General features: G+C 60.1%; 24 protein-coding genes, 1 tRNA gene and 2 pseudogenes. 13 read left to right on the forward strand and 14 right to left on the reverse strand.

Annotation, left to right across the window (positions count from 1 at the left end):
* Window positions 1-31 precede the first annotated feature (31 nt).
* The 7 genes from P2W41_RS18850 to P2W41_RS18880 are packed head-to-tail and all read left to right on the forward strand — an operon-like array spanning window position 32 to window position 5,036.
* A complete protein-coding gene (locus P2W41_RS18850; protein ID WP_240532833.1) occupies window positions 32-589 on the forward strand; it encodes a L,D-transpeptidase in 558 nt (185 codons plus the stop codon).
* Window positions 589-900 carry a hypothetical protein gene (locus tag P2W41_RS18855; protein WP_009452581.1) on the forward strand — a complete coding sequence of 104 codons (312 nt, stop codon included), beginning with the start codon at window positions 589-591 and terminating at the stop codon, window positions 898-900. Before P2W41_RS18850 ends, P2W41_RS18855 begins: the two co-directional genes overlap by 1 nt.
* Complete coding sequence (locus P2W41_RS18860) at window positions 897-1,373, forward strand: DUF411 domain-containing protein (protein ID WP_009452582.1); 477 nt, start codon at window positions 897-899, stop codon at window positions 1,371-1,373. The genes P2W41_RS18855 and P2W41_RS18860 overlap by 4 nt, the downstream gene beginning before the upstream one ends.
* Entirely contained in the window at window positions 1,370-2,035 is a 666-nt protein-coding gene (locus tag P2W41_RS18865; RefSeq protein WP_255606518.1) for a L,D-transpeptidase, read from the forward strand. Before P2W41_RS18860 ends, P2W41_RS18865 begins: the two co-directional genes overlap by 4 nt.
* A 14-nt stretch (window positions 2,036-2,049) precedes the next feature.
* Window positions 2,050-2,547 (forward strand): cytochrome c, encoded by a 498-nt coding sequence (locus P2W41_RS18870; protein ID WP_255606531.1) that lies wholly within the window; start codon window positions 2,050-2,052, stop codon window positions 2,545-2,547.
* Window positions 2,548-2,584: 37 nt separating this feature from the next.
* The gene (locus P2W41_RS18875) at window positions 2,585-4,078 is read left to right on the forward strand and encodes a multicopper oxidase family protein (protein WP_223006661.1); all 1,494 of its coding nucleotides are present in this window, start codon (window positions 2,585-2,587) and stop codon (window positions 4,076-4,078) included.
* Window positions 4,079-4,109: 31 nt separating this feature from the next.
* Window positions 4,110-5,036 (forward strand): cation diffusion facilitator family transporter, encoded by a 927-nt coding sequence (locus P2W41_RS18880; protein ID WP_223006660.1) that lies wholly within the window; start codon window positions 4,110-4,112, stop codon window positions 5,034-5,036.
* 119 nt (window positions 5,037-5,155) lie between these two features.
* Here the strand turns inward: P2W41_RS18880 and P2W41_RS18885 are convergent, their stop codons facing one another.
* Both P2W41_RS18885 and P2W41_RS18890 read right to left on the reverse strand, forming a co-directional pair.
* On the reverse strand, window positions 5,156-5,620 hold the full coding sequence (locus tag P2W41_RS18885) for a hypothetical protein (protein ID WP_009452587.1): 465 nt from the start codon (window positions 5,618-5,620) through the stop codon (window positions 5,156-5,158).
* 218 nt (window positions 5,621-5,838) lie between these two features.
* On the reverse strand, window positions 5,839-6,702 hold the full coding sequence (locus P2W41_RS18890; RefSeq protein ID WP_255606517.1) for an HNH endonuclease signature motif containing protein: 864 nt from the start codon (window positions 6,700-6,702) through the stop codon (window positions 5,839-5,841).
* 273 nt (window positions 6,703-6,975) lie between these two features.
* Here P2W41_RS18890 and P2W41_RS18895 point away from each other — a divergent pair, with 273 nt between their 5' ends.
* The 4 genes and pseudogenes from P2W41_RS18895 (at window position 6,976) to P2W41_RS18910 (ending at window position 9,984) form a co-directional block, all read left to right on the forward strand.
* Window positions 6,976-7,224 carry a hypothetical protein gene (locus P2W41_RS18895; protein ID WP_223006659.1) on the forward strand — a complete coding sequence of 83 codons (249 nt, stop codon included), beginning with the start codon at window positions 6,976-6,978 and terminating at the stop codon, window positions 7,222-7,224.
* A gap of 8 nt (window positions 7,225-7,232) precedes the next feature.
* The gene (locus tag P2W41_RS18900; protein ID WP_404935023.1) at window positions 7,233-7,832 is read left to right on the forward strand and encodes a cytochrome b; all 600 of its coding nucleotides are present in this window, start codon (window positions 7,233-7,235) and stop codon (window positions 7,830-7,832) included.
* 429 nt (window positions 7,833-8,261) lie between these two features.
* A pseudogene (locus tag P2W41_RS18905) lies at window positions 8,262-8,984 on the forward strand (DUF3991 domain-containing protein); the annotation flags it as partial.
* A gap of 88 nt (window positions 8,985-9,072) precedes the next feature.
* Window positions 9,073-9,984: a LysR substrate-binding domain-containing protein gene (locus tag P2W41_RS18910; protein WP_223006657.1), complete on the forward strand. Its 912-nt coding sequence runs from the start codon at window positions 9,073-9,075 to the stop codon at window positions 9,982-9,984.
* Window positions 9,985-10,093: 109 nt separating this feature from the next.
* Here P2W41_RS18910 and P2W41_RS18915 read toward each other — a convergent pair whose 3' ends face one another.
* The 7 genes from P2W41_RS18915 to P2W41_RS18945 form a co-directional block, all read right to left on the reverse strand.
* Window positions 10,094-10,831 (reverse strand): ABC transporter permease, encoded by a 738-nt coding sequence (locus P2W41_RS18915; RefSeq protein ID WP_223006656.1) that lies wholly within the window; start codon window positions 10,829-10,831, stop codon window positions 10,094-10,096.
* A 6-nt stretch (window positions 10,832-10,837) separates the two neighbouring features.
* Window positions 10,838-11,035 (reverse strand): hypothetical protein, encoded by a 198-nt coding sequence (locus P2W41_RS18920; RefSeq protein WP_223006655.1) that lies wholly within the window; start codon window positions 11,033-11,035, stop codon window positions 10,838-10,840.
* Window positions 11,036-11,307: 272 nt separating this feature from the next.
* Window positions 11,308-12,318 (reverse strand): NAD(+) synthase, encoded by a 1,011-nt coding sequence (nadE, locus tag P2W41_RS18925; protein ID WP_223006654.1) that lies wholly within the window; start codon window positions 12,316-12,318, stop codon window positions 11,308-11,310.
* Window positions 12,315-13,853 (reverse strand): class I adenylate-forming enzyme family protein, encoded by a 1,539-nt coding sequence (locus P2W41_RS18930; RefSeq protein WP_223006653.1) that lies wholly within the window; start codon window positions 13,851-13,853, stop codon window positions 12,315-12,317. The genes nadE and P2W41_RS18930 overlap by 4 nt, the downstream gene beginning before the upstream one ends.
* Window positions 13,854-13,863: 10 nt before the next feature.
* Window positions 13,864-14,118, reverse strand: a complete 255-nt coding sequence (locus P2W41_RS18935; protein ID WP_223006652.1) for an acyl carrier protein — start codon at window positions 14,116-14,118, stop codon at window positions 13,864-13,866.
* 12 nt (window positions 14,119-14,130) lie between these two features.
* Window positions 14,131-16,068: an asparagine synthase (glutamine-hydrolyzing) gene (asnB, locus tag P2W41_RS18940; RefSeq protein WP_223006651.1), complete on the reverse strand. Its 1,938-nt coding sequence runs from the start codon at window positions 16,066-16,068 to the stop codon at window positions 14,131-14,133.
* A gap of 16 nt (window positions 16,069-16,084) precedes the next feature.
* The gene (locus P2W41_RS18945) at window positions 16,085-17,197 is read right to left on the reverse strand and encodes a hypothetical protein (RefSeq protein ID WP_255612942.1); all 1,113 of its coding nucleotides are present in this window, start codon (window positions 17,195-17,197) and stop codon (window positions 16,085-16,087) included.
* A 250-nt stretch (window positions 17,198-17,447) separates the two neighbouring features.
* On the opposite strand from P2W41_RS18945, the gene P2W41_RS18950 reads away from it, so the two are divergent.
* Together P2W41_RS18950 and P2W41_RS18955 are read left to right on the forward strand one after the other, a co-directional pair.
* Window positions 17,448-17,523: transfer RNA gene (locus P2W41_RS18950), tRNA-OTHER, on the forward strand.
* A gap of 122 nt (window positions 17,524-17,645) precedes the next feature.
* Window positions 17,646-17,912 (forward strand): hypothetical protein, encoded by a 267-nt coding sequence (locus tag P2W41_RS18955; protein ID WP_255606533.1) that lies wholly within the window; start codon window positions 17,646-17,648, stop codon window positions 17,910-17,912.
* 372 nt (window positions 17,913-18,284) lie between these two features.
* On the opposite strand, the pseudogene P2W41_RS18960 reads toward P2W41_RS18955, so the two are convergent.
* The 5 genes and pseudogenes from P2W41_RS18960 to P2W41_RS18980 all read right to left on the reverse strand — a co-directional run.
* Window positions 18,285-18,503: pseudogene (locus P2W41_RS18960) on the reverse strand (hypothetical protein); the annotation flags it as partial.
* Window positions 18,478-19,359: a TniB family NTP-binding protein gene (locus P2W41_RS18965; RefSeq protein ID WP_223006649.1), complete on the reverse strand. Its 882-nt coding sequence runs from the start codon at window positions 19,357-19,359 to the stop codon at window positions 18,478-18,480. The pseudogene P2W41_RS18960 and the gene P2W41_RS18965, both read right to left, overlap by 26 nt.
* A 12-nt stretch (window positions 19,360-19,371) precedes the next feature.
* The gene (locus P2W41_RS18970) at window positions 19,372-20,991 is read right to left on the reverse strand and encodes a Mu transposase C-terminal domain-containing protein (RefSeq protein ID WP_223006648.1); all 1,620 of its coding nucleotides are present in this window, start codon (window positions 20,989-20,991) and stop codon (window positions 19,372-19,374) included.
* Window positions 20,992-21,308: 317 nt separating this feature from the next.
* The gene (locus P2W41_RS18975) at window positions 21,309-23,057 is read right to left on the reverse strand and encodes a phospholipase D-like domain-containing protein (protein WP_223006647.1); all 1,749 of its coding nucleotides are present in this window, start codon (window positions 23,055-23,057) and stop codon (window positions 21,309-21,311) included.
* Window positions 23,054-26,620, reverse strand: a complete 3,567-nt coding sequence (locus P2W41_RS18980) for an AAA domain-containing protein (protein ID WP_223006646.1) — start codon at window positions 26,618-26,620, stop codon at window positions 23,054-23,056. Before P2W41_RS18980 ends, P2W41_RS18975 begins: the two co-directional genes overlap by 4 nt.
* Window positions 26,621-26,785 lie beyond the last annotated feature (165 nt).

The following is a 26,785-nucleotide window of genomic DNA, read 5'->3' on the forward strand; positions in this document are numbered from 1 at the left end:
TCGTCGAGTAATTGGATTTGAGAGGGAAACCATGCTTTCCAAACGTAGCTTAATGCTTGGCGCTTTGTCGTCGGCATTCCTGCCTGCCTCGTTGGCACAGGCACACAAACGCGTCTTCAAACTTGATCCGCGGTTCGAACCGCAGACTGTTCGATTCTCCGGATACAGTCCCGGCACGCTGGTGGTCGATCCAGGCAACCACTTTCTCTACCTGCAAACAAGCCGGACAACAGCAAGGCGATATGGGGTCGGCGTCGGCCGAGCTGGTCTTGCCTTTCGGGGCTCGGCCACCATCGGTCGGAAGGCAAAGTGGCCAAGTTGGACCCCGACCAAGAACATGATCAGGCGTGAGCCGGGCAAATACGCCAGATATGCAAAAGGCGTTCCCGGCGGACCCGGAAATCCGCTTGGTTCACGCGCGCTGTATTTGTACCGCAGTGGCCGTGACACGATGTATCGGATTCACGGCACCACCCAGCCATCTTCAATCGGGCGCTCCGTTTCGAACGGCTGCATCCGGATGATCAATGCGCATGTCGAGGACCTGTATGAAAGGGTTCCGGTGGGCGCAAAGGTGGTCGTGCTGTGATGGCTCAGGACCCGCAAAAACTATCGCCCTATGCACTTTCCTCCGGGGTGCCGAGAATTCGAGCACATGACGTCACGGGCGTTCCCGAACCGCGGAAATTCGGCACCTGGATCATGATCGCATGCTGCATTCCAATGGTCGGCGGCGCCGGATTGCTGCTTTGGGGCATGGGCGCTGGCGCAGGTTTGGCTGAACGCCTCGGCGCATTGGCGCCAATCGGCTTTTGTCTTGGGGCACACCTCGTCATGCACAAGATCATGGGCCGGACCTGTCACGGCCATCAAACACACAAAGGACAAGACCAGAAATGAAAACACTGATCAAAATCGCGGCCGCATCATGGTTGGCCGGCAACCTGCTGACGCTGCATGCACATGCAGGCGAAACCGATGACAAGCATATCACCGTCTTCAAGACACCCTGGTGCGGGTGCTGTCAGGTCTGGGTCGATGCAGTCGAAAAAGCCGGCTACACCGTCGAAACAAAGGACATGGAAGACCTCTCCTCGATCAAGACGCAGGCGGGCGTGCCGGCAAAACTTGAAGCATGTCATACGGCCGCCATCGGAGGCGATCGCAAATACGTTCTCGAGGGACACGTCCCGCTTGCAGCGATCAGCAAGCTCATGACTGAACAACCGGATATTCGCGGCATTTCCACCCCGGGTATGCCGATGGGCTCTTTGGGCATGGGAGAAGATCCGAAGGCGAAATACGACGTCCTCGCCTTCACCGGCAAAACCGGAGAGACGCCGACCCTGTATTACCAGGCCGGCAAGCAATGAATCGCAGGCAACTCCTGGGTGGGGCAGGCAGCCTGTCGTTGCTTGCCCTTTCCGGCTGTACAACCACCACACCCGAACAGGCGCTCGAGCCGCAACCGGCACCGAGAATCCCAGGCACGTATGCAACCATGTATGGGCCGATGCCCGGAGAGCGTTTTCCGATACCGGCCGTCGATCTGAACAAGGTCCCGGAGAGGTTCTGGCGTCGTCAGGTCGACTATTCGGGGCCTTATGCGGTTGGCACCCTGATTGTCGATACGCAGACGTTTTACCTTCATTTGATCCAGGAGGGCGGCAAGGCGATGCGGTATGGCGTCGGACTCGGCAGAGCGGGATTTTCGTGGTCGGGCCGCGGGGTCATCCAGTGGAAGCAGGCTTGGCCGAAATGGACTCCGCCCGAGGAAATGATCGCGCGGGAGCCGGACCTCGAAAAATGGAGCGCACGCAATGGCGGCATGCCACCGGGGCTCGATAATCCGCTGGGAGCGAGAGCCCTCTACATTTTTCAGGACGGAGAGGACACGCTGTACCGGATTCACGGTTCGCCGGAATACTGGACCATCGGCAGGGCTGTCTCCAGCGGATGTGTTCGATTGATGAACCAGGACATTATCGATCTCTACAGCCGTGTCCCCAGCGGGTCTTCCCTGGTGGTCGTTTAGGTGAAGCCATGTCGATGAGACGATTGAAGATAATTTCCCTTGCCGGTCTGGCATTACTTGCGATCGGCGTCGTCGCCATGATTGGGGTCGGCCCAGGTAATGGGGAAAGCGCGGCTCTCCTTAGGCCGGATGACCAGGAAAAAGTGGCGCTCGGCCAACAGGTCTACACTGCCAACTGTGCGTCCTGTCACGGAGCGGAATTGCAGGGCCAGGCAGAGGATTGGCGTTCCCCGGGACCCGACGGCTTGATGCCGGCTCCGCCGCACGATGAAACAGGACACACCTGGCATCATCCCGACGAGTTGCTCTTCAAGATCACCAAACTTGGGGTCGCCGAAGCGGCCAATCTGAAGGATTACACATCCGCGATGCCCGCTTACGAGGCCATTCTGTCGGATGAGGAGATCGTCGCCGTCTTGTCTTACATCAAGAGCACCTGGCCCGATGAAATCCGCGCCGGCCATGACGAGATGAACAAGCGCTACGCATTGGAACCGCGGGACACGAGATGAACGCAGGTTGGGCAGAAAATGTTGAAGGGAGACGCCAATGACAACACGGCGCGGACTGCTTGCAGGAGGTGTGGCTTTGGCCGCTGGCGCCGCCGCCTACGGCGTTTTGGGCGCACGGCCGTCCGTGAACCTTGCCAGGGCAACCGGCTTCCCTCGGCTTCAAATGCCGCCATTGCTCGATACCTCCGAATCGGGGCGTTTCGACGTGACCGCACAGTTCGGCACGACCAGTTTCATCGGCGGCAGGGCGACACCGACAATCGGATTCAACCAGCCTTATCTCGGGCCGGTTGTTCGCGTTCAAAAGGGGCCGTTGCAGCCGAAAGTCGCCAACGCTCTGTCATGGCCTGTCAGTTCCCACTGGCATGGACTGCTCGTACCTGGCGAACACGATGGCGGTCCGCATTTGCCGATCGGCCCAGGTTCCGACTGGACGCCTGATATGCAGATCGACCAGCCGCCTTGCACGGCCTTCTTTCACACACACATACACGGGCGAACTGCACAGGATGTCTATGCCGGGTTGGCCGGAGTGATCCACATCGTCGATGGCCACGATGCGGAGCGTGGATTGCCAGAAACCTATGGCACGGACGATCTCACACTGGTCATTCAGGATCGCAGATTTGCCGGTGACGGGCGGCTGGCCTATGCGAATTCGATGATGGACATCATGCATGGCATGACCGGAGACACGATCCTGGTCAACGGCCAGATTGGAACGGCGGCGCATGTACCGACGGGAATTGTCAGGCTGCGGATTGTTAACGCTTCCAATGCCCGCATTTATTCGTTGCGCCTGAGCGACTCCCGCCCGATGCATCTCATCGCGACCGATGGCGGGTATCTTGCCCGGCCGATCGCACTCGAAACGCTGCGAATGGGTCCCGGTGAGCGTGCTGAGATCCTGGTCGATTTCACGAGCGGGCATGACGTTTCTCTCGTGAGTGACGGTGATCCCAATCAGGGAATGGGCGGCATGATAGGCCGCGCCCGGGGAATGCTCGATGGTTTGACGGGCGCGCGGCGTTTCGAGGTCCTGCCAATCCTTGTCGATGAACGCCTCCCGGTCGCGGTTGACAAAATCCCCGATACGATAGGAGGCAAGGCGCCCTCACTTGCAGATTTTGAAATTGCCAAAACCAGGCGCTTCTCACTCGACATGGGCATGGGAGGAGACATGATGGGAGGAGGCATGATGGGCGGGTTTGCCATCAACGGAGATCCGTTCGAGATGGCCGTCGTCAACCAACGCGTGCGTCTTGGCGACACAGAAAAATGGGTCGTCAGCGCAACCATGCTGGCCCATCCTTTCCACGTCCATGGCGTGTCGTTTCAGGTCGTCCGCGAAAACGGCCGTGATCCGCTGCCCGAAAGCAGTGGATGGAAGGATACTGTCGTCATTGATGGCGAAACCGAATTGCTGATGCGCTTCACGCAGCCCGCAGGCGATCGAACGCCCTTCATGTATCACTGCCACATTCTCGAGCATGAGGATGGTGGCATGATGGGGCAGTTTACTGTGGCCTAGCTCTGAACTGACCTGAGAGGAGGCAAAACCGATGTCAGAAAACCATGCCGGTCATATGCCATCAAGCGGCCGGGCGCTCTCGATTTCCGCGTGGCTGACGGGCGTCTATTTTATCGTGGAGCTCGGCATTGGATTGTGGACCGGCTCGGTCGCAGTCATCTCCGACGCCTTTCATACATTCTCCGCGGTCGGAGGCGTTCTGGTTGCAATCATCGCCGCCCGCATCGCGAAAAGGCCGGCGGACGAACAAAAGTCCTTCGGCTGGTTGCGCGCCGAGATCATCGGCGCGCTCGTGAATGGCGCATTTCTTCTGATCATGGCCTTGGTTGTGATTGTCATGGGACTGATGCGGCTCGGAAACCCGATCGATCTCCCCACCGGTCCGATGCTGATTGCAGCGGCGGGAGGCCTCGTTACGGAGTTCATTTCGCTGTATCTTTTGTACCGGCAACAGGGCAGTGATTTGAATGTACGGGGTGCCTATTGGCACATCATACAGACATTCGTCGGCAGTCTAATAATCATTGTCGCTGCACTGGTGATCCGATTTACCGGCTTCCTCGCAATTGATCCCTTGTTGGGGATTATCTTCGGGTTTGTGCTTCTGTGGGCCAGCTGGGGGATACTGCGCGACGCCATTCATCTTCTCATGGAGGGAACGCCTGATGAGATTTCGCTTGCCGAAGCCAAGGCCGCTCTCGCGGTAATTCCGGGTGTGAAGAATGTTCATCACGTCCACGCCTGGGCACTTACAAGCGGCAAATATGTGTTCTCGGCACATGTCATGGTGGATAAACGCGCCGAAATTGATTCGGACGAGGTCTTGACGATTGCACAAGGAAAGCTCGTGGATGAGTTCGGATTTTTCTTTACCACAATCCAGGTGGAGACCCGATGTCATGACGAGGAACGAGCGCGCGCAATCGATACGCTCGTTGATCGGTCGATGGCGACGTGAATGCGATCACTTCATCAGATATTTGACCAGGGCCGCAATCGCCAACAAAACGAGGATGCCGATCAGCAGCATCCCGATGCCACCAAATCCCATCATGCCGCTTCCCAGACTGTTGTCCATCATTGCTCGGTTTCCTTGACCTTGATTCCGACGATCTGTCTTCGCGTGATCCACAAGACAACTGTTGGAACGACCAGCCACTGCAACAGAGGGCTCAGACCTGTTCCAAACGGTGGCACCAGAGGCATCAATTCCGAATAGGTCCAGCGCAGCGAGACCTGCGTGTAGTAATACTCGAAACCGACTGTCAGGCCGATCCCGATGCCGAGATACATCAGATACTGCCAAGCGGCAGGACGGAGAAACCACTGACGCGTCCGCGCTGCCAGGCTTGTGAGACCGAAAGCAACAAGGGCAAAGCCGACATCACCGAATGTCGCCGACATGCAAAGCTTGATGCCGTCCCAATGGTTCATCTCGATCATCCCGGCATAGGTAGGTGCCTGGACAAACTCCCATACGAAATGGAGGAGAAAGGAGAATACGACGATGTTGAATTCGGGCTGGTACGTTATTGCGCGCATGGAAAGACCCTGGCTTTGGTTTTGCGGAAAAGCCTAAACGCTCCGGTGGGTGGAAGGTCAAATCGCGCTGAACTGCGGCGCGATCGGCCCTATTCGTTCACCAACTTCGCCAACCTCCATGATTGTGTGCAGGGTTGTCTGTTCGCTTCCCGCGGTCCCACGCCTGCATTGCATCCGGCGACCAGGAGAAACGCCCGGGCCGAGTTCGTTGACGTCATTCACCCTTTGTCGCCTGACTTTTTGCCAAAATCGGCGAAGATCGTGAACGACCTTGCCCCTTTGGAAAGATTCGATTTTGCGATGCGCGTCTTGCCGATACGTTGCTGGAGATATGCACAAACGGGCTCAAAGTCCTCTATCGCCAGCATCCTCCAAGGCGCTCCGAAAGATTTCTCAACATTTTTCGAGATGGCGCCATAGCTGAATGTTGTTGCACGCGACCTGTCGGCGCTGGCGAACTGGTTATACCTGCTGATCAGGTACTGAACATACCGACTGGCCTCCTGATCGGCACCGATCGTTCCAGCTGCCGGTTGGATATGTAGCGCTTTGCGTGTCGTTCTCACATTGACGGTGTGGGCCTGAATCGCTCCAGGACTGTCGACAATGACATTGCCGCTGTCATTGTTAACGATGACGCGCCTTAGGTCGCCGAGCAGGATCTTTGCAAAGAAGGCGTCTGTCGCCTGTTCGGGCCTACCCATTTCCTTTTCCCGAATTTTCTTGAGTTCTTCCAACGCCTCTGCCGAAAATGCCTCTGGTTGCGAGTCGACAATTCGGTGGTGACGTCGGCACAGCAGGATAAGGTTGTCGAATCCGTGGCGATCTTCCTCGGTTTGGCTGCTGTCAAATCGAGGTCCGCCTGCTTTCTGCGCATGAATGTGACAGATCTCGCCGGTGATCGTGCCGGCGCTTTCCACGATGGGAAGGGAAAAACCTGGAAACGCACAAAGATTGCCCGATAGGGCGAACAGCCTCTTAATTGTTTTTTCTGTCGGCCCCAAAAGCGCACACTCCTGTTGTCCTAGATCTCTGCCGCTTTGAACAAGCCTTGCCGACCGGCTCGCTTGAGTTTGTTCCATGCCAGTCCGGAATCCTGATCTTACTAGGCCGACGCGTGATGCAAAACTCTGTTCGGATCTATCCAATCCGGCGCCCTCATCATTTGGCGACTTGATGGCACGCGTCTTCGGCAAGCGGGAATGGGATTAAACCTCGGTCAGCATCAGGTCCGTGTCGCAGGACCCATCTCGTGAACCGGCCTGGTCGGTGTCCCGCGCGTTTGTTGGCGCTTGCCGCTTGACCTTTCCTGCGCTGGAAGGCGTAGGCTTTGATATGGCAAGGAGGCGATGCGCATGAGATCAGAGACAGAGCAGATGGAACGGGACATTCTTCGCGTCTATCGTTGTGCCCGCGGGCAAGAGCGTCCGGATATTGCCGAATTCATGTTGGCCGCGCTGGAAAAGCTCGATCGAGAACGGGAACGTTTCCCGCTGACGGAGCGGCCCCTGATGGAAGCCTATCGGGACATCGCCAGTCGCCTTGGCGAACCGAGATGTGCGGCGCAGCGACTTTCCACCTCGAAGTCTGAGCCTCACAGTTAGAAACGCCCGTGTGGTCGATCATCGGAGGCCATTGGCGAGGAGCCAAATATACACGGTTGCAGATCGCCGTTCACTGGTCTGTGGTTCTGTTGCTGATCGGGCAATGGTATACCTCCGACGCCATACCCCGAACGCATAATCCGCTGCTGCCTCCGTCCGAATCCGACCTGTTCCAGCATGCTGTCCACAATTATGCCGGGCTGCTGATCGGTGCGTTGGTGCTGTTGAGGATCGGGCTTCGAATGTTCCTGCCACAATCGCTGCTGCCGCGACTGACGAACTGGCGGGACCGCACCTCGCATGCAGTCCATTGGGCGCTGTATTTCTCTCTTCTCGGACAGGTTGCTGCCGGGTTTGTAACCTCCTATCTCTGGGCGCCTGCCGCGCGCTTTCATGTACTCTTCTGGAATGTCACGTTGATCCTGGTGGGGCTCCACATCGCCGCAGCCGCTTATCACGCGCTTCGGGGAGACGGTGTGGTCTGGCGCATGATCCCGAGCACCCTCGAACTGCTTATCCGCCCGACCATACGAAGTGAGGAACGGAACGCAGCTCACGGTTCCGATGCCTCTCGCACCGGACAATCCGGCACATCCTCCTCGGAGTAGCGCGGGACAGTCGTCACTCCCTTTTCTCCGTTTATGATCTGCGATCTTCACATGCGCGTTCTTGGGGCATGGATAGTCTTCACTTACTGGTACGCTGGCATTGGATTTACGTTTGGGCGTCGCCCTGCGGGCCGGGCTGTTGGCAAGGCTGAAGCCCGTAAGCGGTCTTCCCCCATCCGGGCTGCCATCCCTGACGCCGGGGGCGGCCGGAAGGATTGGAGAGCTGCGAGAGCACCTTGGTGCCGCTCGCGCGCGGCGGCCGGCAAGGGAGGCTTCACCGCTTCTGGCCGAGAAAACTGCGACCCGGCACAAATGCCGGCTTGCCAGACGCGCCCTTGTCCTGCCTTGCTCTTCGCGGCCTCCGGGATCGGCCCCTAAAGAACAGGGAGCGGAAACCGGATAGAGGACCGCGCAAGACGCGGAAAGAGAATGGAAAAAGCCGAGCTCGAAGAGCTGAGAGACAAGGTGAATTGCGGGGCGGTTCTCGAAACCGCCGGCTTCGCCGTCGATCTGAAGGAAAGCACCCGCAAGGCGGTCAAATACCGCCGTGGCGACGACATCATCATCGTCATTCACGAGGGCAAAGGCTGGTTCGATCCACTGTCGGAGGCCAAGGGGGACGTCTTCCGTCTGGTCGAACATCTTGACGGCCTCCCGTTCGCGGCCGCGCTCTACGTCGTTGCCGATCTCATCGGTTTCGTCCCCAAGGAGCATGAATGGAAGCGACCGTCACGCGTGCACGCGCCTGATCTCTCCATTCCCGAACGCTGGAACGCGCGGCGCAAGCCTTGGCGCGGATCAGCCACATGGCGCTATCTGCGCGACGAGCGTGACATTCCAGAAGCGATTCTGAGATCGGCCATCACCCAGGATATCCTGCGCGAAGGCCCCCGGGGGAGCATGTGGGCGGCGCACCGCGATCGCGCGGGCGCCGTGACCGGCTGGGAAGAGCGCGGGCCGGACTGGCGTGGTTTCGCGACCGGCGGCGCGAAAGTGCTTTTCCGGCTCGGCCCCGTCGATGGGCCGCGGCTTTGTGTCGCCGAGGCGGCGATCGACGCCATGAGCCTCGCCGCGCTCGAGGACCAGCGGCCCGACACGCGCTATTTGAGCACCGGAGGCGGTTGGTCGCCGGCGAGTTCCGAGGCCCTGCGAATTGGCAGCGTTGTCGCGTGACGTGCAAACGATTAAGTTGATCCGATTTGTGAGCTGAGATCACATGAGAAGACGCCGGCTGCCATCCTTGAACGCACTGCGATCCTTCGAAGCCTATGCGCGCTTCGGATCGATGGTGATGGCCGCGGAGGAGCTTTGCGTCACGCACGGAGCGGTAAGTCGTCAGATCAGATCCCTTGAAAAGGAGCTGGGCGTGGTACTTGTCTCGGGACCGCGACATTCTCTGCGCCTCACAAGGGCGGGGCTCGAACTCGCGAACGCCCTGCGGGAGGGGCTGGATCGGATAGCGGAGGGTTTGCCGGCTTCAGGAGAGGCTGACGATCTCGTCGTCTCAGTGCCCACGACGTTTGCCATGAAGTGGCTGATCCCCCGCCTGTCGACGTTCCATGAGAGTTTTCCTGGCGTGAACGTCCGCATTATCGAGGCTTCGGCCCGGACCCTGTTCGATGGTGACGATGGAGCGCGGGCGGCGATCCGCCTGCTGGAAGACGCTCCACCGCCTGGCCTCGCCGCTACGGCTTTTCTGGAGCATGCCTACGGCCCCGTTGTGGCCCCCGCGCTCTTCGAGGCGGACGGGGGAGATCCGGCAAGAATTCTCAGCCGGCCGAGGCTCACGAGCGACACATTTTCACATGGATGGAGCCAGTGGGCCGAGGCGTACGGAGTCGACTTGCCGAAGGCTTCCGCCGCGCGGAGATTCGAGCACAATACGTATCTCCTCGAGGCCGTTGCCGGTGGCCTTGGCGTCGCCGTGACAGCCTGGGCTTTCGCGGAAGCCGACATTGTTGCGGGACGGCTGATCGCGCCTTGGGGGTTCTGCCCGCTTCCCACCCGGTTTACGTTCCTCCGACCGTCCCGGGGCGGTCACCCTGCCGCGCCCCGGCTTGCGAATTGGCTGGTCAGGGAAGGGCGGAGATCCGCACCGTTTCCACGGGCAAAGACACACGCGCCATCCTCATCTTCCAGGCTTGACAACTGATCTCGCCTAATCGGCGTTGGGGAACAGGTAGCGCGCCGTTATCGCCGAAGCTGACAAGTTGCTCGGCGAACACGCGGCGCATGGCGCGAACAAATTCGTGCAGGATCGCTCACGAATAGCGGTCTTCCACGCGGCGGCGTCCGAAGTCCAGGACCGCGAAGAACGCCCAGCCGAGAAACGACAGCAGGATGACCATGCCTATGACGGTTGCAGTGTCGGCATTCTCCTGGCCATTTGCCAGCAGGAAGCCGACGCCCTTGTTGGCGCCCATCAACTCTCCGATTACGGCGGCGGTCATGGCCAGCGTCGTCGCGACGGTCGCGCCCGCGAACAGGGTCGGTATCGCCGCAGGCAATTCAATGTGTCGAAATCTCTGCCACTGGGACAGGCGCAGCACGCCGGCCAGGTCGGAATAGGATTTGTTCATGTAGGTGATGCCGGACAGCATGGCAGTCATCACCGGAAAGAACGTGACAATTGCGACCAGCACGATCTTCGGTGCGGCGCCAAGTCCAAGCCAGAGCAGCAACAGCGGTGCAATTGCGATTTTCGGAGTGGTCTGCAGCAGCAGGATGAGCGGTGTCGTCAGGCGCAGCAGGAGCGGGGAACGGGAGAATGCGATCGCGGAAGCCACCCCGACGACCGCTCCCAGCAGGAAGCCCCCGAGGATCTCCGAAAGGGTCACATAGATGTGCCAGAGGAGATTAGCATGTTGGAATAGAAACACGATGCGTTGGGCGACTGCCCACGGTCCCGGAAGCAGGAAGTCGGGTACCTCGAAGATGTGGACCGCCGCGCTCCAGAGCGCGACGATTCCGATCAGGCCAATCAGGCTGCGCTTGAGCACGGCTACCTACTTGATCGAGGACGGATCGACGACGAAGTCGACAGCCTTCGGCGCCTTGTCGATCACGCCGTATTCCGCCAGGATGTCAGCGTTCTGCTGCCAGGCGTCGAAGTCGGCGGCGCCCAGGCCCTTCTCCTTCGTCAGCGCGCTCTGCCAGACCGACGCGACGAAGGTGTTTTCGAAAGCCGTCGTCAAGGTGTCCATCTGATCGGCCCAGGTCGGTGTGTACTTGTTGACCTGCCCCCCGTTTTGTCCGCGTCTATGAGTTAGCCCTGTTTACGTTTGAAGTGCTACCCAACGTGTCCCCGTTCGGAGTCAGAGTTTCCGCCCGCCGATACCCGAAACCATCATCCCGTTGGACTGTAGACCGGCCATGCACTAACAATCTCATTGGATCCGTCAAATAGGGTTGTTCATGACACCTGCTTAGCTCGTGTGCTGCGCATTGATAGACGTTTCGATTGGAACGGACTAGCCTAGTCAAACGGTCTCAAGAGTCCATGATTTGCAAGCACCGGCGACATGTGAAGATAGCGGGCGACCTTGCGCTTGGCCGCGATGTCGCTCCACACAGCCTCGACCTGCGCTTCGGAGAGACCGATGGAGGCGCCGGCCTCGACCGCGGGAACGCCGTTGTCGAGGGAGTAGAGGCAGGCGTCCATCTTGGCGTAGGGCAGCGCGAAATAGAACTCTTCCTGCGTCTGCGGCAGCGAATAGGTGTCGGTGGTCGGCGGGCGCTTGCGTATCTCTTCGGGCACGCCGAGATGGGCGGCCAGCTCATAAACCTGCGACTTGTAGAGATGGGCGATCGGCTTGATGTCGGCGGCGCCGTCGCCGTTCTTGACGAAGAAGCCCTGATCGTATTCCAGCCGGTTGGGCGTGCCGATGACGGCGAAGTTCAGCCGGTCGGCATGGTAATATTCGAGCTGCTTGCGCGTGCGCTGCTTCATGTTGGTGGCAGCGACGATGCCGAGATAGGCGTCGGCCGGCAGGCGCAGTTTGCGCATGGCGCCATCGGGCGCGCGCACCACCAGAGACGAGATGTTGTAACCGTCCGCCGTCAGCGCATTGTCGAAGACGATCTTGCTCGACCAGCCCGCGCCGTAGTCCGGTACGACCCGGCGGATGGCGTCGTCGCGGCGGCGGTAGCAACCCATCGCATCCAGCGCCGGGCCGATATCCTCGACTGCGTGCCCGATGCCGAAGGTTTCAGCCACGGCCTCGCCCAGCCGGTTACTTTCCGGATCGGAATCGTGTTCCGGCATCAGCAGGCCGAAAACGCGTTCGGGACCGACGGCGCGTACCGCCAGCCCCGCGCAGACGGCGGAATCGATTCCGCCGGAAATGCCGATAACGAAGCCGCGCTTGCGCAGGTCACCGCGCAGGATGTCGCGCATGCGCGCAGCGATGCGGTCGGCCTCGGCTTCGGCCTCAATGGAAAGGGCCGCAAGGGTGAAGGCCGGAGCCCGTGCGCTCGTTTCGTTCATGGCGTGGTGCCTCCGTCCGATGCGAGACGGCGGCTGAGCTTGCCGCTGCCGGTCTTCGGCAGTGCCTGGCAGAACTCGACTTGCCGCGGTACCATGAAATCGTTCAGCATGCGGACGCAGTGACGCAGGACGTCCTCGGCGGTCAGTGTATCGGCCGACTTGACGATCATCGCCTTGAGCGTCTCGCCCAGTACCGGGTCCGGCATGCCGACGACCAGCGCCTCGACCACGCCCTCCAGATCGTAGAGCGCGGATTCCACTTCCCGCGGCGCCACCTTGAAACCGCCCGTCTTGATGATGTCGTCGCGGCGCGAGACGAAGGTAACGTAGCCGTCGCTGTCGGCAAAGAACAGGTCGCCGGTGTGGAGGCGCAGGCTTCCCGTCAGCGGATCAGGACGCAGGGCATCCGCCGTCGCATCGGCATTGTTCCAATAGCCGCGCATGATGTGCGGCCCCGAAACAACGAGTTCCCCGACGATACCGGGCGCAACCTCGATACCGGCCTCGTCGACGACCTGGATGGCGGTTCCGGGAATGGCGATGCCGGCGGAGGCCGGGCACAGGTCGATGTCGCCCGGCGGCAGCCATGTCGCCCGCACGCATTCGGTCTGGCCGTACATGGAATAAAGCTGCACGCCGGGAAGCAGCGCGCGCAGTCTGCGGATGTGGGCGACCGGCAGGGGAGCGGCCGCACTGGTGATGTAGCGCAGGCCCGCAAACAGGGCCGGGTCCAGCTCGTCCATGCGCAGCAGCAGGGCGATCATGGAGGGAACCATGGGGAAGCCGGTGACGCGCTCTTCGTGCAGGCGCTCCAGCACGGCGGCCGGATAGGCGAAGGATTTCTCCAGCACCAGCGTGGCTCCGACACGTACGCTGGTTAACAACTGCGTCAGCCCGTATCCAAACGACAGCGGCAGCACGTTGAGGATGACATCGCCCTCGACGTTTCCAAGATAGGAGACGATGGACGCGGTCGCGGCATCGATGTTGTCATGCCCCATCATCACGCCCTTGGGATCGCCCGTGGACCCCGATGTGTAGATGATGGCGGCGAGATCGTCGTCGCAAAGGGCCGGGTCGGCGGAGAACGGCCCGGTCTCCAGGCATTGCTCGAAATCGGCGGCCCCAGGCAGCGCCGGATGCGGGCGAGTCAGGACCGTTGCCGGGCGCGCTTCGGGGTTGATGGCGAGCGCATCCGCGACCGTCGGAGCGCCTCTGGCGTCGGCGACGATAGCCGCCGGCGAACAATCCGCGATGATGAAGGCGAGGCGCTTCGCCCTGGTGGACGGATTGACCGGGCAGGCCACGGCGCCCGCCTTCCACACGGCATAGAAAGCGACGGCGGTCTGCCAGCCATTGCCGGCGAACACAACGACGCGGTCGCCCCTGCCGACACCATTTTCGATAAACCATGCGGCGAGGCCATCGGAGGCGTTGCAAAGTTCCGCGTAGCTTACCCGCCGCGCGCCGTCGACAATGGCGGTCTTGCCGGCATGGCGCAGGCAGCTTACTCGGAGATGGCTTTCAATACGCATCGCCGCGCTTTCAGGCCGCCTTCTTGCGTTCGATGAAGGCGGCGATTCGGTCGATGGAATCGAGATTGGCCGGCACGATGTCGGCATCGGCGATCGTCAGCCCGAACCCTTCTTCAAGGAAGCCGACCAGTTCGAGGATGCCGGTGGAATCGACCATATCGCTTTCAATCAACGAAAGATCGCCGGGCAAAGGCTGACTGTCGTCACCGAACAGGAAATTCTCGACAATGAAATCGCGGATTCTTGTTTGCACTACATCAGACATATTGTCTGGTTCTCACCCTGTTTTCGTTCGGCGCGGCTGGCCTGCGGCAAAGGTCCGGTGCCACAGCTGCGTCGAGAGAACGCCCATGAAGGCCGTATTGTCCTTGAAGCTGGTTGCCCTTCCGTTAAGCGCCTTGCGTTTCAGCATCTCCACCATCTTGCAGTTGAACAAGCCCGCCTCGACCAGCGCGCTGTCGGAAAGCGCCCCATCCACTACGGGCCTGGCGGCGGGAACTGAGAATGTCTGGCTGTCAGGCGCACGATAGGGTTGCTTGGGGCGGTCGACGACCGCATCCGGCACCAGGCCGCGTGCCGCCTCTTTCAGGATAAATTTCTCTTTCAGGCCGCGCAGTTTAAGGCCCGGATGAAGCCCGGCGGCGAAAGTGACGACGCGGTGATCGAGAAACGGAAACCGGCCCTCCACGCCATGCGCCATCATCACCCGGTCACCCTGGCTCGACAGGATGTAGCCCGGAAGCAGGAAGCGGGTTTCGAGATATTGCGCCTGGTTTAGCGGATGCCAGCGGCCGAATTCTGCGGGCAGTTGCGCGGCGAGGTCGGCCGCCGCGTCATAGGTGCCGAGCGTGTCTTTCAGCGCCGGGGAATAGAAGAGCTTCGCCGCCGTGGTGGAGCGGAAGCGCGGACGGTGCGAGAACAGCGGATCGGTGAGCTCATCCGAGCCGGCAGAGAAGAAACGGGCGAGATAGTCGGCGCTCTGGCGCTGCAATTGCGGCAGATAGGGATAGAGTCGCTGGAACAACAGGGGCCGGCGCACCGAACCCGGCTGGCGGGCGCAAAAGCGCCGCACGGCGGCTTCGCGGAAGATGTCGTAACCGGCAAACACCTCATCGGCTCCCTCGCCGGTCAGCGCCACCTTCATGCCGTTGCCGCGAACGAGCCCGGCCAGCCTGTAAAGCGGCGCAGGCGCGGTGCGCAGGACGGGGCATTCGGCATGCGCGACGATATCCGGGAAATCGGCGGCGATTTCCTCCTCCCCGCAGAATACGCGATGGTTCGCGACGCCGAGCCTTTCCGCCACCTCAGCCTGCCAGCGGCTTTCGTCGTGCTCGGCGGAGCGGAAACCGACCGAGAAGGTCTCGAGGCACCCCGGCGCCAGCCGCGCGGCAAGGGCGGTGACGAGCGAGGAATCGAGCCCGCCCGAAAGATAGGCGCCGACCGGCACGTCGGCGCGCAGTCGGATACGCGTGGCGTCTTCCAGCAACGCGCCGAGTTCACCCACCGGATACTCCGAATTCTCGAAATCGCCGTCACGGGGAAATTCCAGCCGCCACCACGGGCGTACCATCCGCTCGCGTCCCTGCGCGATCATCATATGCCCGGGCGGCAGTTCGCTGACACTCCTGAAGGCGGTGCGCGGGGCGATCGGCGCCCATAGCGTGAAGACCTGATCAAGCGCGACGGGATCTAGTTCGGCCACAAAGCCCGGCACGTCCATCAGCGCCTTGACCTCGGAGGCGAAGAACAGCGTGCCGCCGATATCCGTGTAATAGAGCGGGCGCACACCCATGCGGTCGCGCGCCAGCCACAGGCTCCGACGCCGCGCATCCCACAGCGCGAAGGCAAAATCCCCGTTGAGTTCGTCGAGGCAGGCCGTGCCCATCTCGTCATAGAGATGGAGGATCACCTCCGTGTCGCTGCCGGTTAAAAAGCGCCGCCCGCGCGCCTGCAGGCGTTCGCGCAGTTCGACGTAATTAAAGATCTCGCCATTATAAGAGATGACCAGATCGCCGCGCGCATCAGCCATGGGCTGCTGGCCGTCGGCGAGGCCGACGACGGAAAGCCGCGCATGGGCAAGCCCGATGCCGGGTGCCGAATGGATGCCCTTCTCGTCCGGCCCGCGATGGCCGAGCCTGACGGCCATGCGCTGCATCAGCGCCGGCGCCGCATCGGGCGAAACGGTGGAGCCAAAAAAACCTGCTATGCCGCACATCGCGCTTGCCCGCCCGTCAATCGAAGCGGTCGCCGATGAGCCGCGTCCAGCTCTCGCCCGACAGGCCGTTGAGGAAGGCGCGGCCCTGCGTGGCGGCATCCGCCAGTTGCGGCCTGGAAGAATGGAACACGGTTGACGAGGCGTGCAGGAAGGCGAACTTGCGGTCGAGCATAGCGTCGAGCAGCGCCGGCTGGGTACGGCCACGAATGGCTGCAAGGCCGCGCGCATGGGCATCGGCGAGCAGGCGTTCCAGCACCAGCCCTTCCATGCCGGGCGCGGCCATGACCTGCATCGCGCGGCCGATGCCGCCGCGGTCGCCGTAATAGACGAACAGGCCAGCGAGCTTGCCGCCACGCGTGCGCAGGATGCGCTGGACGCGCGTGCCGTGCCTGGCCTTGACGCGGGCATGGGCGAGCATGCGCGCCAACTGTTCGTCGCTCCAGCGCGGATGCAGGCGATGATGCACCACCAGTTCCCCGATGGCGCCGGCAAGCGCGTCCTCGTCCGGTTCGGTCTCGGCAAGCGCATCTGTCTTGCCGGGACGCGGCTGGAAACCCGCCCAGGAAAGACCGTTAACGCCGGCGGCCGCCGCGCGGTCGGCCAGCCGGGCCAGCGGCGTAAATGCTCCCAGAAGGCCGAAGCGGTTGGCGGCCATGCGCGTGACGAAAGCGGCCGGACGGATGACGCGCAGATATTCCAAGCTGTAAGGCGCCAGCACATGGGCGCCCATGCGGCGCCACATCGCCGTTGAAAGATCGTTGGACGTCTCGCTGAAGGACAGGTCCTGCGGACCGGACAGAACGGCTTTCAGCAGACGCGCGCCGGCGAAGGGATCGGCCTGGTGACCGTCAACCATCCATGTGGTGCAGATGGCGGCGCGCAGGTGCTCGCCGTCCAGTTCCATCACCTGCGGCAGAACGCCGATGAAGCCGTTCAGCCGGCCGTCTTCGGTGACGTGAACGCGCGAAACGATCTCCCCGTCGCACCTGTATGGCCCGCAGAAAAGATCGTCGAGATAGACCGCGAGCGCCGCGCCGCCATCGGCAGAGGTTTCACGGCGCAGGATGCGCAGGAACATCTCCGCCACCGCCGGGGCGTCGTCGTGCTCGAATGGCCTTACCTGTGACACATGCGTGGTCCCGTCATGCCAGAGCCGGTCGGAACGCTGCGTCCAGCGCACAAACCGGCAACTGCAACTCCATAGGGCAACACGGTAAAGTTTCGCTTAGCAGCTTCGTAAGAGTGACTGCGACGGGAGACAAAAAACGTATACACGGCCCCAATTCATCAGTACGACAACCGGAGGCAATTGATTTCGCGGGTCTGGTGAGTTCGAAACTTGTTGTTTACTGGTTCAAACTAGATTTGGTGGTCAATGGGCCCTTGTAGCTCAATCGGTAGAGCACCTGTATTGTTGACAGGAGGTTGAAGGTTCGAACCCTGCCGAGGGCCCCAATTTCACGTTGTCGCTTTGCACTTAACCGTAAGAATGCGCTCGTTTCGGCGTGGCTTTCCATTTAATCATGAGAATCTGTTTGATGGGATTCTCAAATTAGCTGCCTTTGCGAGGCGTGCCTATGCCTGCCAGCCTGTGCGATGAGCTTCTCGGCGGCGTCGCTGAAGCGGGTCATGTTGTCGCCAATCGTGTGACGGCGAAGCATGCGGAGCATCTCGGGTCCGGCACTTTCTACCATGGCGACGCCCGCGAGAAGGGCCGCTCGCAGGTGGAGTGGCAGGATTGGTCGTGCAGGCGTAGGGAGATCCGTTCGACTCGCGACGAGGACGCGATCGAGATCGGGAATGATGACGCCGAGGACGCGGAAGAGATAGAGCTGCTGCTCTGATGGAACGGGGAAGACTATCCGCCGCATGAGCAGAAGACGGGCAATCTCGGTCGGTGAAGTCCAACGTCGGACGCCGTGCTCGATCTCATTGTGGAGCAGCTTCTCGCCCCGCATGGCCGCGCTGTGATACTGTCGGAACGGGGAGGGGGCTCCGTGCCAATCCTGGTCTCGAAGGAGGTCCCCGCAGCGAAGGCATGTGATCCGCCAACCCGTCAATTGGTCTCGCAGCACGGGTAGGGGCGCGGCTTGGATTGGGTTACAGTTCGTGCAGCGTTGCACCGGCCTCGCCGCGATGAACCGATGGAACGACGACGGGACGTTGGCGAAGGTCATACGACGTATGTCGGCCGGCGCTGTAAAGAACACCTTGGCCAGCCGGATTTCCTGATCTTCGCTCAAATGGAGATCGGCGACACGCAGCGAGCGAACTTCCGGCAGGCAATGCCGCAGCATGAGGAGCGGTGGAACCGCGTAGAAGGCGGCATGGCGGCTAATCCAAGACGACAGCAGCTCGTCGGGGATTGGTGGCAAAAGTACCGGCAGCTGCCGTTGCGCCGCCTCTGCGTCATGCGAATGCCGCTTCTGCCTCAAACTCGGGCTCCCAGATCTCGACGGCCTCGTTCGTGATCTGCTCGCTGCCGTTTTCGATGGCGTCGATCGCCAGGCTGTTGACCATGTGGAAGATGTTGGCCGTGATGCCCTCGGTGATCTGCAGCATCCGCCGCAACGATTTCGGGGTGAGCACCGACGGCCGGCGTAGCGGTGTGTTGCGCAGGATAGACGCCACCAGGGTCTCGAACTGTTCGTTCGCAGCCCATCTGTTCAGGGTGAACTGCTCGAACCGACGGGCAAGCTGGACGTCGCCGCTGATCGCCTCACGCGCCTCGTTGACGCCGAAGCAGACCAGCGAGATATGCAGACGATTGCTGAGGAAGCGCAACGTGTTCAGCACTATGCGCTGCTCCCGGTAGGTTCCGGCGAGGATGTTGTGCACCTCGTCAATGACCAGAACCTGCACGCCGATAGCCTCCATGATGCGCAGGGAGGCCTGTTCCATCTGGGCGATGTCAGCGCGCGGCCGCTGGGGCGCGCCGAGAAGGGTCAGGAGCTCGGCATAGAACCGCCGTTCGCCGGGCCGGCTGGTCATTTCCATGGCGAGGACCGGGGTCTTCAGCGTTCCCGTCACCGGATTGAAGCTCGGCGGGTGCTCGTCGCGGAAGCGCTTCATGATCATCGTCTTGCCCATGCCGCTATCGCCATAGATCGCAATCGAAGGCATGCGCGTGCCACGCGGGTGGTCGAGGAGGGCGCTCAGACGATCGAGAGCCTGTTTGGCCCGTGGGTAGAGCACCCAGCGGCGCGACCGTATCGCGCGAATGCGCCGCTCGTCCGTTTCGACAAGCAACGCCGCCGCGCCTGTGGTCAGGTGAGAGATTTCATCGTTCATATTCGCTCCAGCTCAATCCGTATCCTCGACAAAGGGTACCGGTTTGCTGGAGTCGACGCCGCGAAGCGAGCCCCATTCGCGATCTTCCACTCTTGGCTTGCGGCCGACGGTCTTTCCGCGCCGCGCGGCGGCAGTCATTCGTTGTGCGTCATCCATCATCTGGCGCCGGGCAATGGCGGTGCGCACAATGGTTCCCATATCGATCTCGCGCTTTCCCTTCGCCAGCAGCCACTCTCGCGACGACTTGGCTTCAGCAAGCGTGATCGAAGGCAAGGTGATGTCGGCATAGCGGGCCTCCACGAAGTTGCCCGAAAGACGGCGGACGAATATGCGCGACAGATCTCGCGGGTCATATTTGATCAGCAGCCGCCGCTTGCCGGTCCGTCCGACATCCGCAGCCAACGCGGCGGACCAGTAGCGCAGTCCGAAGATGTGGATGCCGTTTGGCCGCAGCGTCCGTTCATCTTCGGGCAGGAAGGTGAGCCAGAAACGCATTCGGTCCTGAGGGAGCCGTAGCGGGATTGTCCCCTCATGCTCGCGCCATACGGCGATCGGCGGCCGCTTCAGGCTGCTGTGGATCGATTGATGGTAATCGCCGACAATATCGAGAGCGATGTAGCGCTCGAGTTCGCGCAAGGTGAATGCCGAATGTCGACGCGAATCGTACTCGCCCAGTTCGTCTGGATCGCTGAATGTAGTGCCGGGAAGCAGATGAAGCCTGCCCATCTGTGTGCCGATCAGGCGCTCGATGTGCCCTCCAAAGCGCGGTTCGCCAGGGGGCCGCCAGTCAATCGCGATACCCGCATCCTCGCAGCCGCGCTGGAATGCGCGGCTGCGAAAGTCGCGGCCGTTGTCGACATGGAGCCGATCCGGTAGGCCGGCGACGGGCCAAGGGTCTGCGATCTCGCGTTCGCGAAGCCACGCAGATTTGTCAAACACCGAATGCAGCAAGCAAAGGCTTGTCGACAGCCGAGATGGCGCCGCCATGGTGAGGTAGAAGCCGGTGACCATCCTGCTGCAGACATCCATGGCCAGCGTCAGCCACGGCCGTCCGAGCGGTCGGCGATCCTCCTCATCAACAACGAAGATGTCTGCCTTGGTGTGGTCGATTTGGACAACCTGCAGCGGTCTCGAAACTTCGAACTTGCCCGGAACGGCCATGGTCGATTTCTCAATTTTGGGTTCACCGCGCGCCTTGGCGCGCTTGGCAAGATCAACGTCTTCGATACGTGCGACGATTGTTCTGCGATGGGGTGGCGCCAAGCCGGCCGCGCGACAGCTCGCGTTCACCTCACGCACCAGGGCTGATACAGATGGGCGGTTCTTCTTCAGATAGAAGCGCTTGATTTCGGCCCGGATGATTTCGTCACGCTCTGCGTCGAGAACCCTGTGGCCGACGGGGCGACCAGCCTTGCGTCCGACGAGGGATAGAACGGTTCCGCCCGATCGGAACAGCTTCAGCAGGCGATACGCCGATGCCTGGCTAAGCCCAAGCTCGTCGGCAAGTTCTCGTATCTGGCCTGTCGTTGTGGGCTCAGATACTCGACGCAGAAACCGGCGGATCACATCCGCCTTGCGGCAGGCCTCATCCCAATCAGTGTCATCGATTTCGTCGGCAAACGGCTCGAACATCTCGACTCACGGCGGAAAAACTAGAGATCGATCATTCTCGCGTTAAGTGCCAAAAGCAAGCCGCAATTATCATCATTAACTGCCAATTATCAAATTAAGTGCCGGCGTAACGCATTGATATCATTGTAAGTAGATTCTTGAGGTTTAATGGAACGTCACACCTGAGCTCGACAGCGCTTGCTCCCGCGAAGCCGGTCGCATAGCCACCGAAGCTGGCCAGACGAGCCCCCAGAAGCCACGCGTTGAACCCATAGCTTGGCGCTGGCGCTATCGAGCCTGGGGATGTTGTAGCGCTGGGCCAATACATTGACTATCGCTCATGTCGTGACCGCGTGTTTAAAATGCCCGACGTAGTTATCCGCGACTTTTGGAGCGGTTACCAGCACGCCAATCTCCCTGAAGGGCTTGGTCTCGGACGGATCGGCCGACAGCCAGTTCAAGCTCGAGATTGCTAGGTAATCGTCATCCCACCCGAGGACCTTGGCGTGGATCCGCGGTTTGTGAATCGGCTTCACCTGAAGTCCCGCCTTTGCAAAAGATCTAACGAGGTCGGCGCCAGCTTCACCTGATAGTGGCCCCGTCGTTCGGCCGTAGAAGAACGAAGCGTCGATCCCACGCTCCTTCACGGCAGCGAGTGCAGGAAGGAGTGTCAGGGACTCCGCCGTGATTCCGATGCGGTGGCTTAGCGCAAATATCCGGCTGATAGCATCGTCTCGAGCCTTCAAAACGAGTTTTGCATGATCGGCTCCATATAGAAGGCGCATTGGAACCTTTCTTCCTCCCGGAGAGGGAGTGTCCATGATGCGCCTTCCGAGAACCGCGAGGTCGATCGCAAAATCGTTCCAAACCCCGGGCCTGCCTTGTGCAAGCCCAGCGAGCTTTCTCATCAGTTGCCCGACAAGCATGGGCTCTCGAAGCCGAAACGAGGTTTCAAAGCTCTTGTAGTCGGATGCCAACCAATTGCAGGATCCAATGAGGGCATTCCAGCCTTTGTGGGAATCGGCAAATACGATCTTGGCATGGGAATTCGTCGAGAACTGATGAACCCTGATCGAGCCGTTCCTCCCTGCCGCCTCTATCTCAGCTTGCATTTTTGCGGCGGCAAACTGCGAAGATCGGGTTGAACTTCCAAGATCGTCCTGACCCCAAAGAACGTCTACTTTCACACCGCGTTCGGCAGCGCGCAGCAGCAGTGGTAATACTGCCGTTGCTCTTTCCCCGCTAATGAACGTCGAGTGGATGATAACTCTTTCCGAGGCAGCCATGATGATGCGTTCGAATGACCGCCAGTGGTCATCTCCATCAACGATTAGGTCCGAGGAATCGTAGGCACCGGGGACCGCTGCCGGGACTTCTTCGTCCGCCTCCTTGATTACTATGACTGGTGCAACCGTTTTGCCATTCTCGGAGAGCTTCGCCGAGGCATGGTTTGCCGCTGACAGGATAGCAAGGCGCAACTTCTCGGGCGCCCGTCCGGGTAGTCCATCGATCTCACCGTCTTTGACCGTTACGATCGCATATCTCTCCGCAAGCTTCTCGGAGCCGCGATCCACGCCGATGATTATCTCATCTTCTCCCTCGATCGTGGTGAACACCTCGCTCATGTCCTCAAGAAAATGCGTTGGTGACGCGGCGAGGTGAACGACAGGAGTTTCCTCAGTGTGAGCGGGAACGCGGCTCTTGTGGTAGAGGTCGAGCTCCCTTCCGCGATAAACGCTCCCACTCACCTGCTCGATAGCAAATCCCCTCCAACGCGGTTCCCGCACGGTCGCTGAAGGAAGTTGCTCGTATTGGACGCGGGAAGCACCCGCCGCAGTGATTTGAAAGAGGGGGCCTCGCGGTGTTGATACGATTTCGACCCAGCCAGCTCGCATCAACCTGATGAACGCCTCGACGACTACACGACGAGGGAGATTTGACCGCTCGGCCAAGTCTGACGCCGATGCCGCCCCTCGCGACACGGCATCTAGAAGGAGGTGCTCGATAACACTCCATCGCCGTCCGCGTTCGATGATGAAGCGCCGGCTTCCTTTTAAGACCGGAATAACTACCTGCACCGTCGTCATTTCTCGGCCCCCTTCATTGTTCCCCAGGGAACGACCGCTGCGTACCCGGCGGTCCTTTCCGCTTCGAGGGCTGCAAGGAAATCGGACAGAAAGCCAATGTCCTGATCCGGCAAGCGATCGGCCACTGAGACGACATGCTCGTAGAACGAGAGGCTACCAACGATGATCAGTCGCCACTTCGCGCGACTGAGTATTACATTCATCCTTCTGTTGTCCCTAAGGAACCCTAGCGCCCGCGCGGGAGTGGCATGATGATTATTGCGAACCATTGAAATCAAGACGGCATCGGCCTCGCCCCCCTGAAACGAGTCTACCGTGCCGCAAAATGTGTTCGAGTTCACCGCTGGGGTGAATCCGGATAAATTCGACAGCAGCCCACTCCGATTTCGATCGAATTCCCGCTCAATGCGACGGACTTGTTGCCAGTACGGCGATAGAACTGCGAGTGATGGACTAGACATCGCATCGGATGGCGCAATGAGGCTCAATGCACGGATGACGGCCTTGGCTTCTTCCGGATTTGACCAGGGCGGGGTCCTTTCCCCCCCGCGGCCACCTGGGCCCTCCGCTTGAGCATAGGGCATATCGATGAAGACAATCGGCTTGTCCGGCAATACAGCGGTGTTGGTACTTGCAACCGGCGAAGCCTCGTTCGCGAACTTTGAGGCCTGCTTGGCATTCGTTTCCAGTTCACCATCGTAGAAGCACTTCGAAACGATCCGGGCGATCGCCGGATGCATTCGATACTGCTCGTTGAGGCGACGTGCGATGCGAGGGCCTGAGTCATTCCTTTTCTGGCGGGACAGCTCCCGTTCTACAAATGTTTCGAACAAGATCAGCAAGGACATAGCATCGGCGCAAGTGCGGCCAAAATCGTCGCCAGCCCTTGAGACCTCCTCGAATGTTTCGTCGATGCTCGGATCCTTGAGATATCTCGAAATCAAATTGTCGACGAGGTTGACGACCTCCTGCACGGACGAGGTCGATGATAGAAGGCGGGACATCTTTTCGATATCGAACGGTGGGAGCTGCTTGTGGTCGCCGATCATAAGGCGGCGATGGGAAAGCAGCAGTGGAGACAGCAACTCGCCACCCGTGGCTTTGCCTGCTTCCTCGACGATCGTCCAGTCAAAGAGACCTTGTTCTTCGATCAGCCTTTCGACCGCGGCCGAGTTTGTGGTGGCAAAGACTAGATTTGCAGACCTTAGGATCATTCCCTCAAAGGCACGCAGCTCGGCGGCTACTCGTCTGCCTGTTGTATTATCCCCGCCTGTACGACCAACCCGGCCGCCTGTCCTCGCAGCGACCAGTGCGTCCACCTTTTCGGCCAAACGGGGAGAGGCCTCGTTCATCAAGGGGCTTACAGCCAGGTCACGAAGCAACTTGTCGGCTTGGACATCGACCTCGAGCTCACCCGCTTCATCATCGTCTGCGGCTCTTGCCCGCACCATCAATGGTGCGCTGTCCGCGTCTGAGGACTTAAAGATCTCCTGCACCTCGTTCATCAAATGGTCGATCGCCGAATTGCTCTGGGCAGAGAGGAGGAGGCGTGCAGTGCCATCCTCAGCCATGCGGCGTTCTACAAGGTCACCTACGAGATAGGTTTTTCCGACCCCGGGCGGTCCCTGTAAAAGAAAGAGTGGTATGGTCGATAAAATCTCGCGCAGAGCGTTTTGCTTCGACTGATCGAGGCGTTTGAACGCTTCCGACGTTTCGTCCAAGGGATCTTGGCTGTTCTCTATACGAAGCCGGGGATCTGCAAACATCCGAAGAAGCTCACCGTGGTCCTTGAGGGCTGTCAGCGCCTTCAAACGGCGTTTGAACTGTGCGATCCGGCCTGCCATGTCGCCTGGCAGGAGAAACCCAAAGGAGCGCATCTCCGGCAGCGATTGCCCTTCGAACTTCATGCACTCGACATCGTCAAGTTCGTCATAATCCAGAAAGCGCCACAACGATCCCGGAGCACTCCGATCTCCAAGTGTGCCGGGTTCTGAGAAGATCCATCCTTCCTCCGCACTAGGCGTTTCGGAGTTCAACAGCTTGCGCAACCTGATTGCCGGAGCGTCCAAGCCCAGGAGTGACGACAAGGACGCGCGTGCGCCTTCGTTCCTAGAAACAACATGTATGACTTTCTGATCCGCTGTTTCGCCGACGCCCTTCGAAACCAGTTCGATCGGGAAAATATCCGCCGCCGCGTAGGCCATTTCCAGGATCAAGAGTAGCGCGAAACTCTGATGCATCCTGACCAGATCGGATCTCTCGGTCAGTTTCTCAGTCGTACGCCTGATATAGTCTTCCCAGTGCTGAACTTTTCCTCGCCTGCGTGGGAAAGCTTGCCCAGCGTCGGTATGCTTGACGATGTCCAATGCATCAGTCGGGATGAGGGTCTCACCGATGACCTGCGATTTTGCTGGTGGATCGAGTTCAACCCTGTCGCAAAAAGCAAATTCCCAACTGGCCGCATCCTGCGAATTCGGACGACGATAGGGCAAGAGACGGTAGGTCAGGCTGTTTCCAAGCAGCACGTATCGTGGTGCTGCGCCTTCCCCGAGACCAATCAGTTGGGCTTGATCTCCCAGATCATCTCGGATGAAGCGGAGCTGTTGGGTGGTGTCGGAAGCCTCTATTTCGCTGTTCGAGGCCTTTCTGATCGCTTCCGACAAAGGGCTGCCAGAGCCCAGTCTGGCCGCGAGGCAAAGGGCGGCATCCTTCCCAGCGACCTCCGCCGCGATTTCATCAATAATCGCTTGGACCCGAGCAGCGATGTAGTCACCGTCGAGACGCTCGACGCGTTCCAGACCCAACATCGCCCTAAGGAGTCTGACCTCAGCTGCAGGGACGTGGTCGGCCACGCGTGAGGCGATGACCCGAAGGTCACTTAACGGAGCCAGTGGAATGTCGAGAATGAGCGCCGAAAGATGAGCCAGATCGCGCCAGTCTCGCGCGAATGAAAAAACCCGCTCCTCACGGGGCGATTTCATATTCTTCCCGCCGCTTGCGCCGATCGCGATGATCCGCATGGACCATTCGAAGCCGGTCAGTAAGAAATCCGGTTCCTCGCCTAGGGCGGTTACGACGGACCAGGGATCGATGTTCCTGTGAATGATTCCCTGAGAGTGTAAGAGTTCTACTCCATTCACCAGCCGCAGAATATTGGCCCAGAGTTGCCGGCGTACCCGCGGTTGTCGGGCCTGCGCCAGCAGAGCCGGTTTTCGGTTTGCGTTGAGCAGTACTTCAAGGGGACTTCCTTGCCCAGGATCCAGAATGAGATAGAATCCGTCTCTGTCCTTACCGCTTGTTACCATTGGAACGAAAAGCTCGTCGGCGCGGGGAATTGCCGACAGGCGCTGTAACTGCCGGATTTCGCTTCGCCAAATCATCTCGAGATCCTGATCGTCAGTGCCTTTTGCGCGAGGCCAACTCTTGATCAGTACATCGAGACCTTCACGCGTGCGTGCGGTGTCGATACCCGCCCTTCCGAGTTTTCGGTCCGGCTTAAGAAGGTAACGGTCGTCGAGTGTGTAATCTGAAAGAAATCCGGATTTTGACTTTCGCCGGGCCATGGTCCCCCCAATATGTACTCGCGAACGATTACAACGTGTGAAAACGAGAGCAAGCTAGAATTCCGACCATCTCGCCGTCCGTCCGCTCAAATCGGCCCGGTCCCGCGCTAGATGAGGCATTGAACGAGCCTCTGGCCTGTCGTCGCACAATCCATGGTGACGGCT

The organism is Nitratireductor sp. L15S-10, from assembly GCF_045011005.1.
Taxonomy (GTDB): Bacteria; Pseudomonadota; Alphaproteobacteria; order Rhizobiales; family Rhizobiaceae; genus Nitratireductor.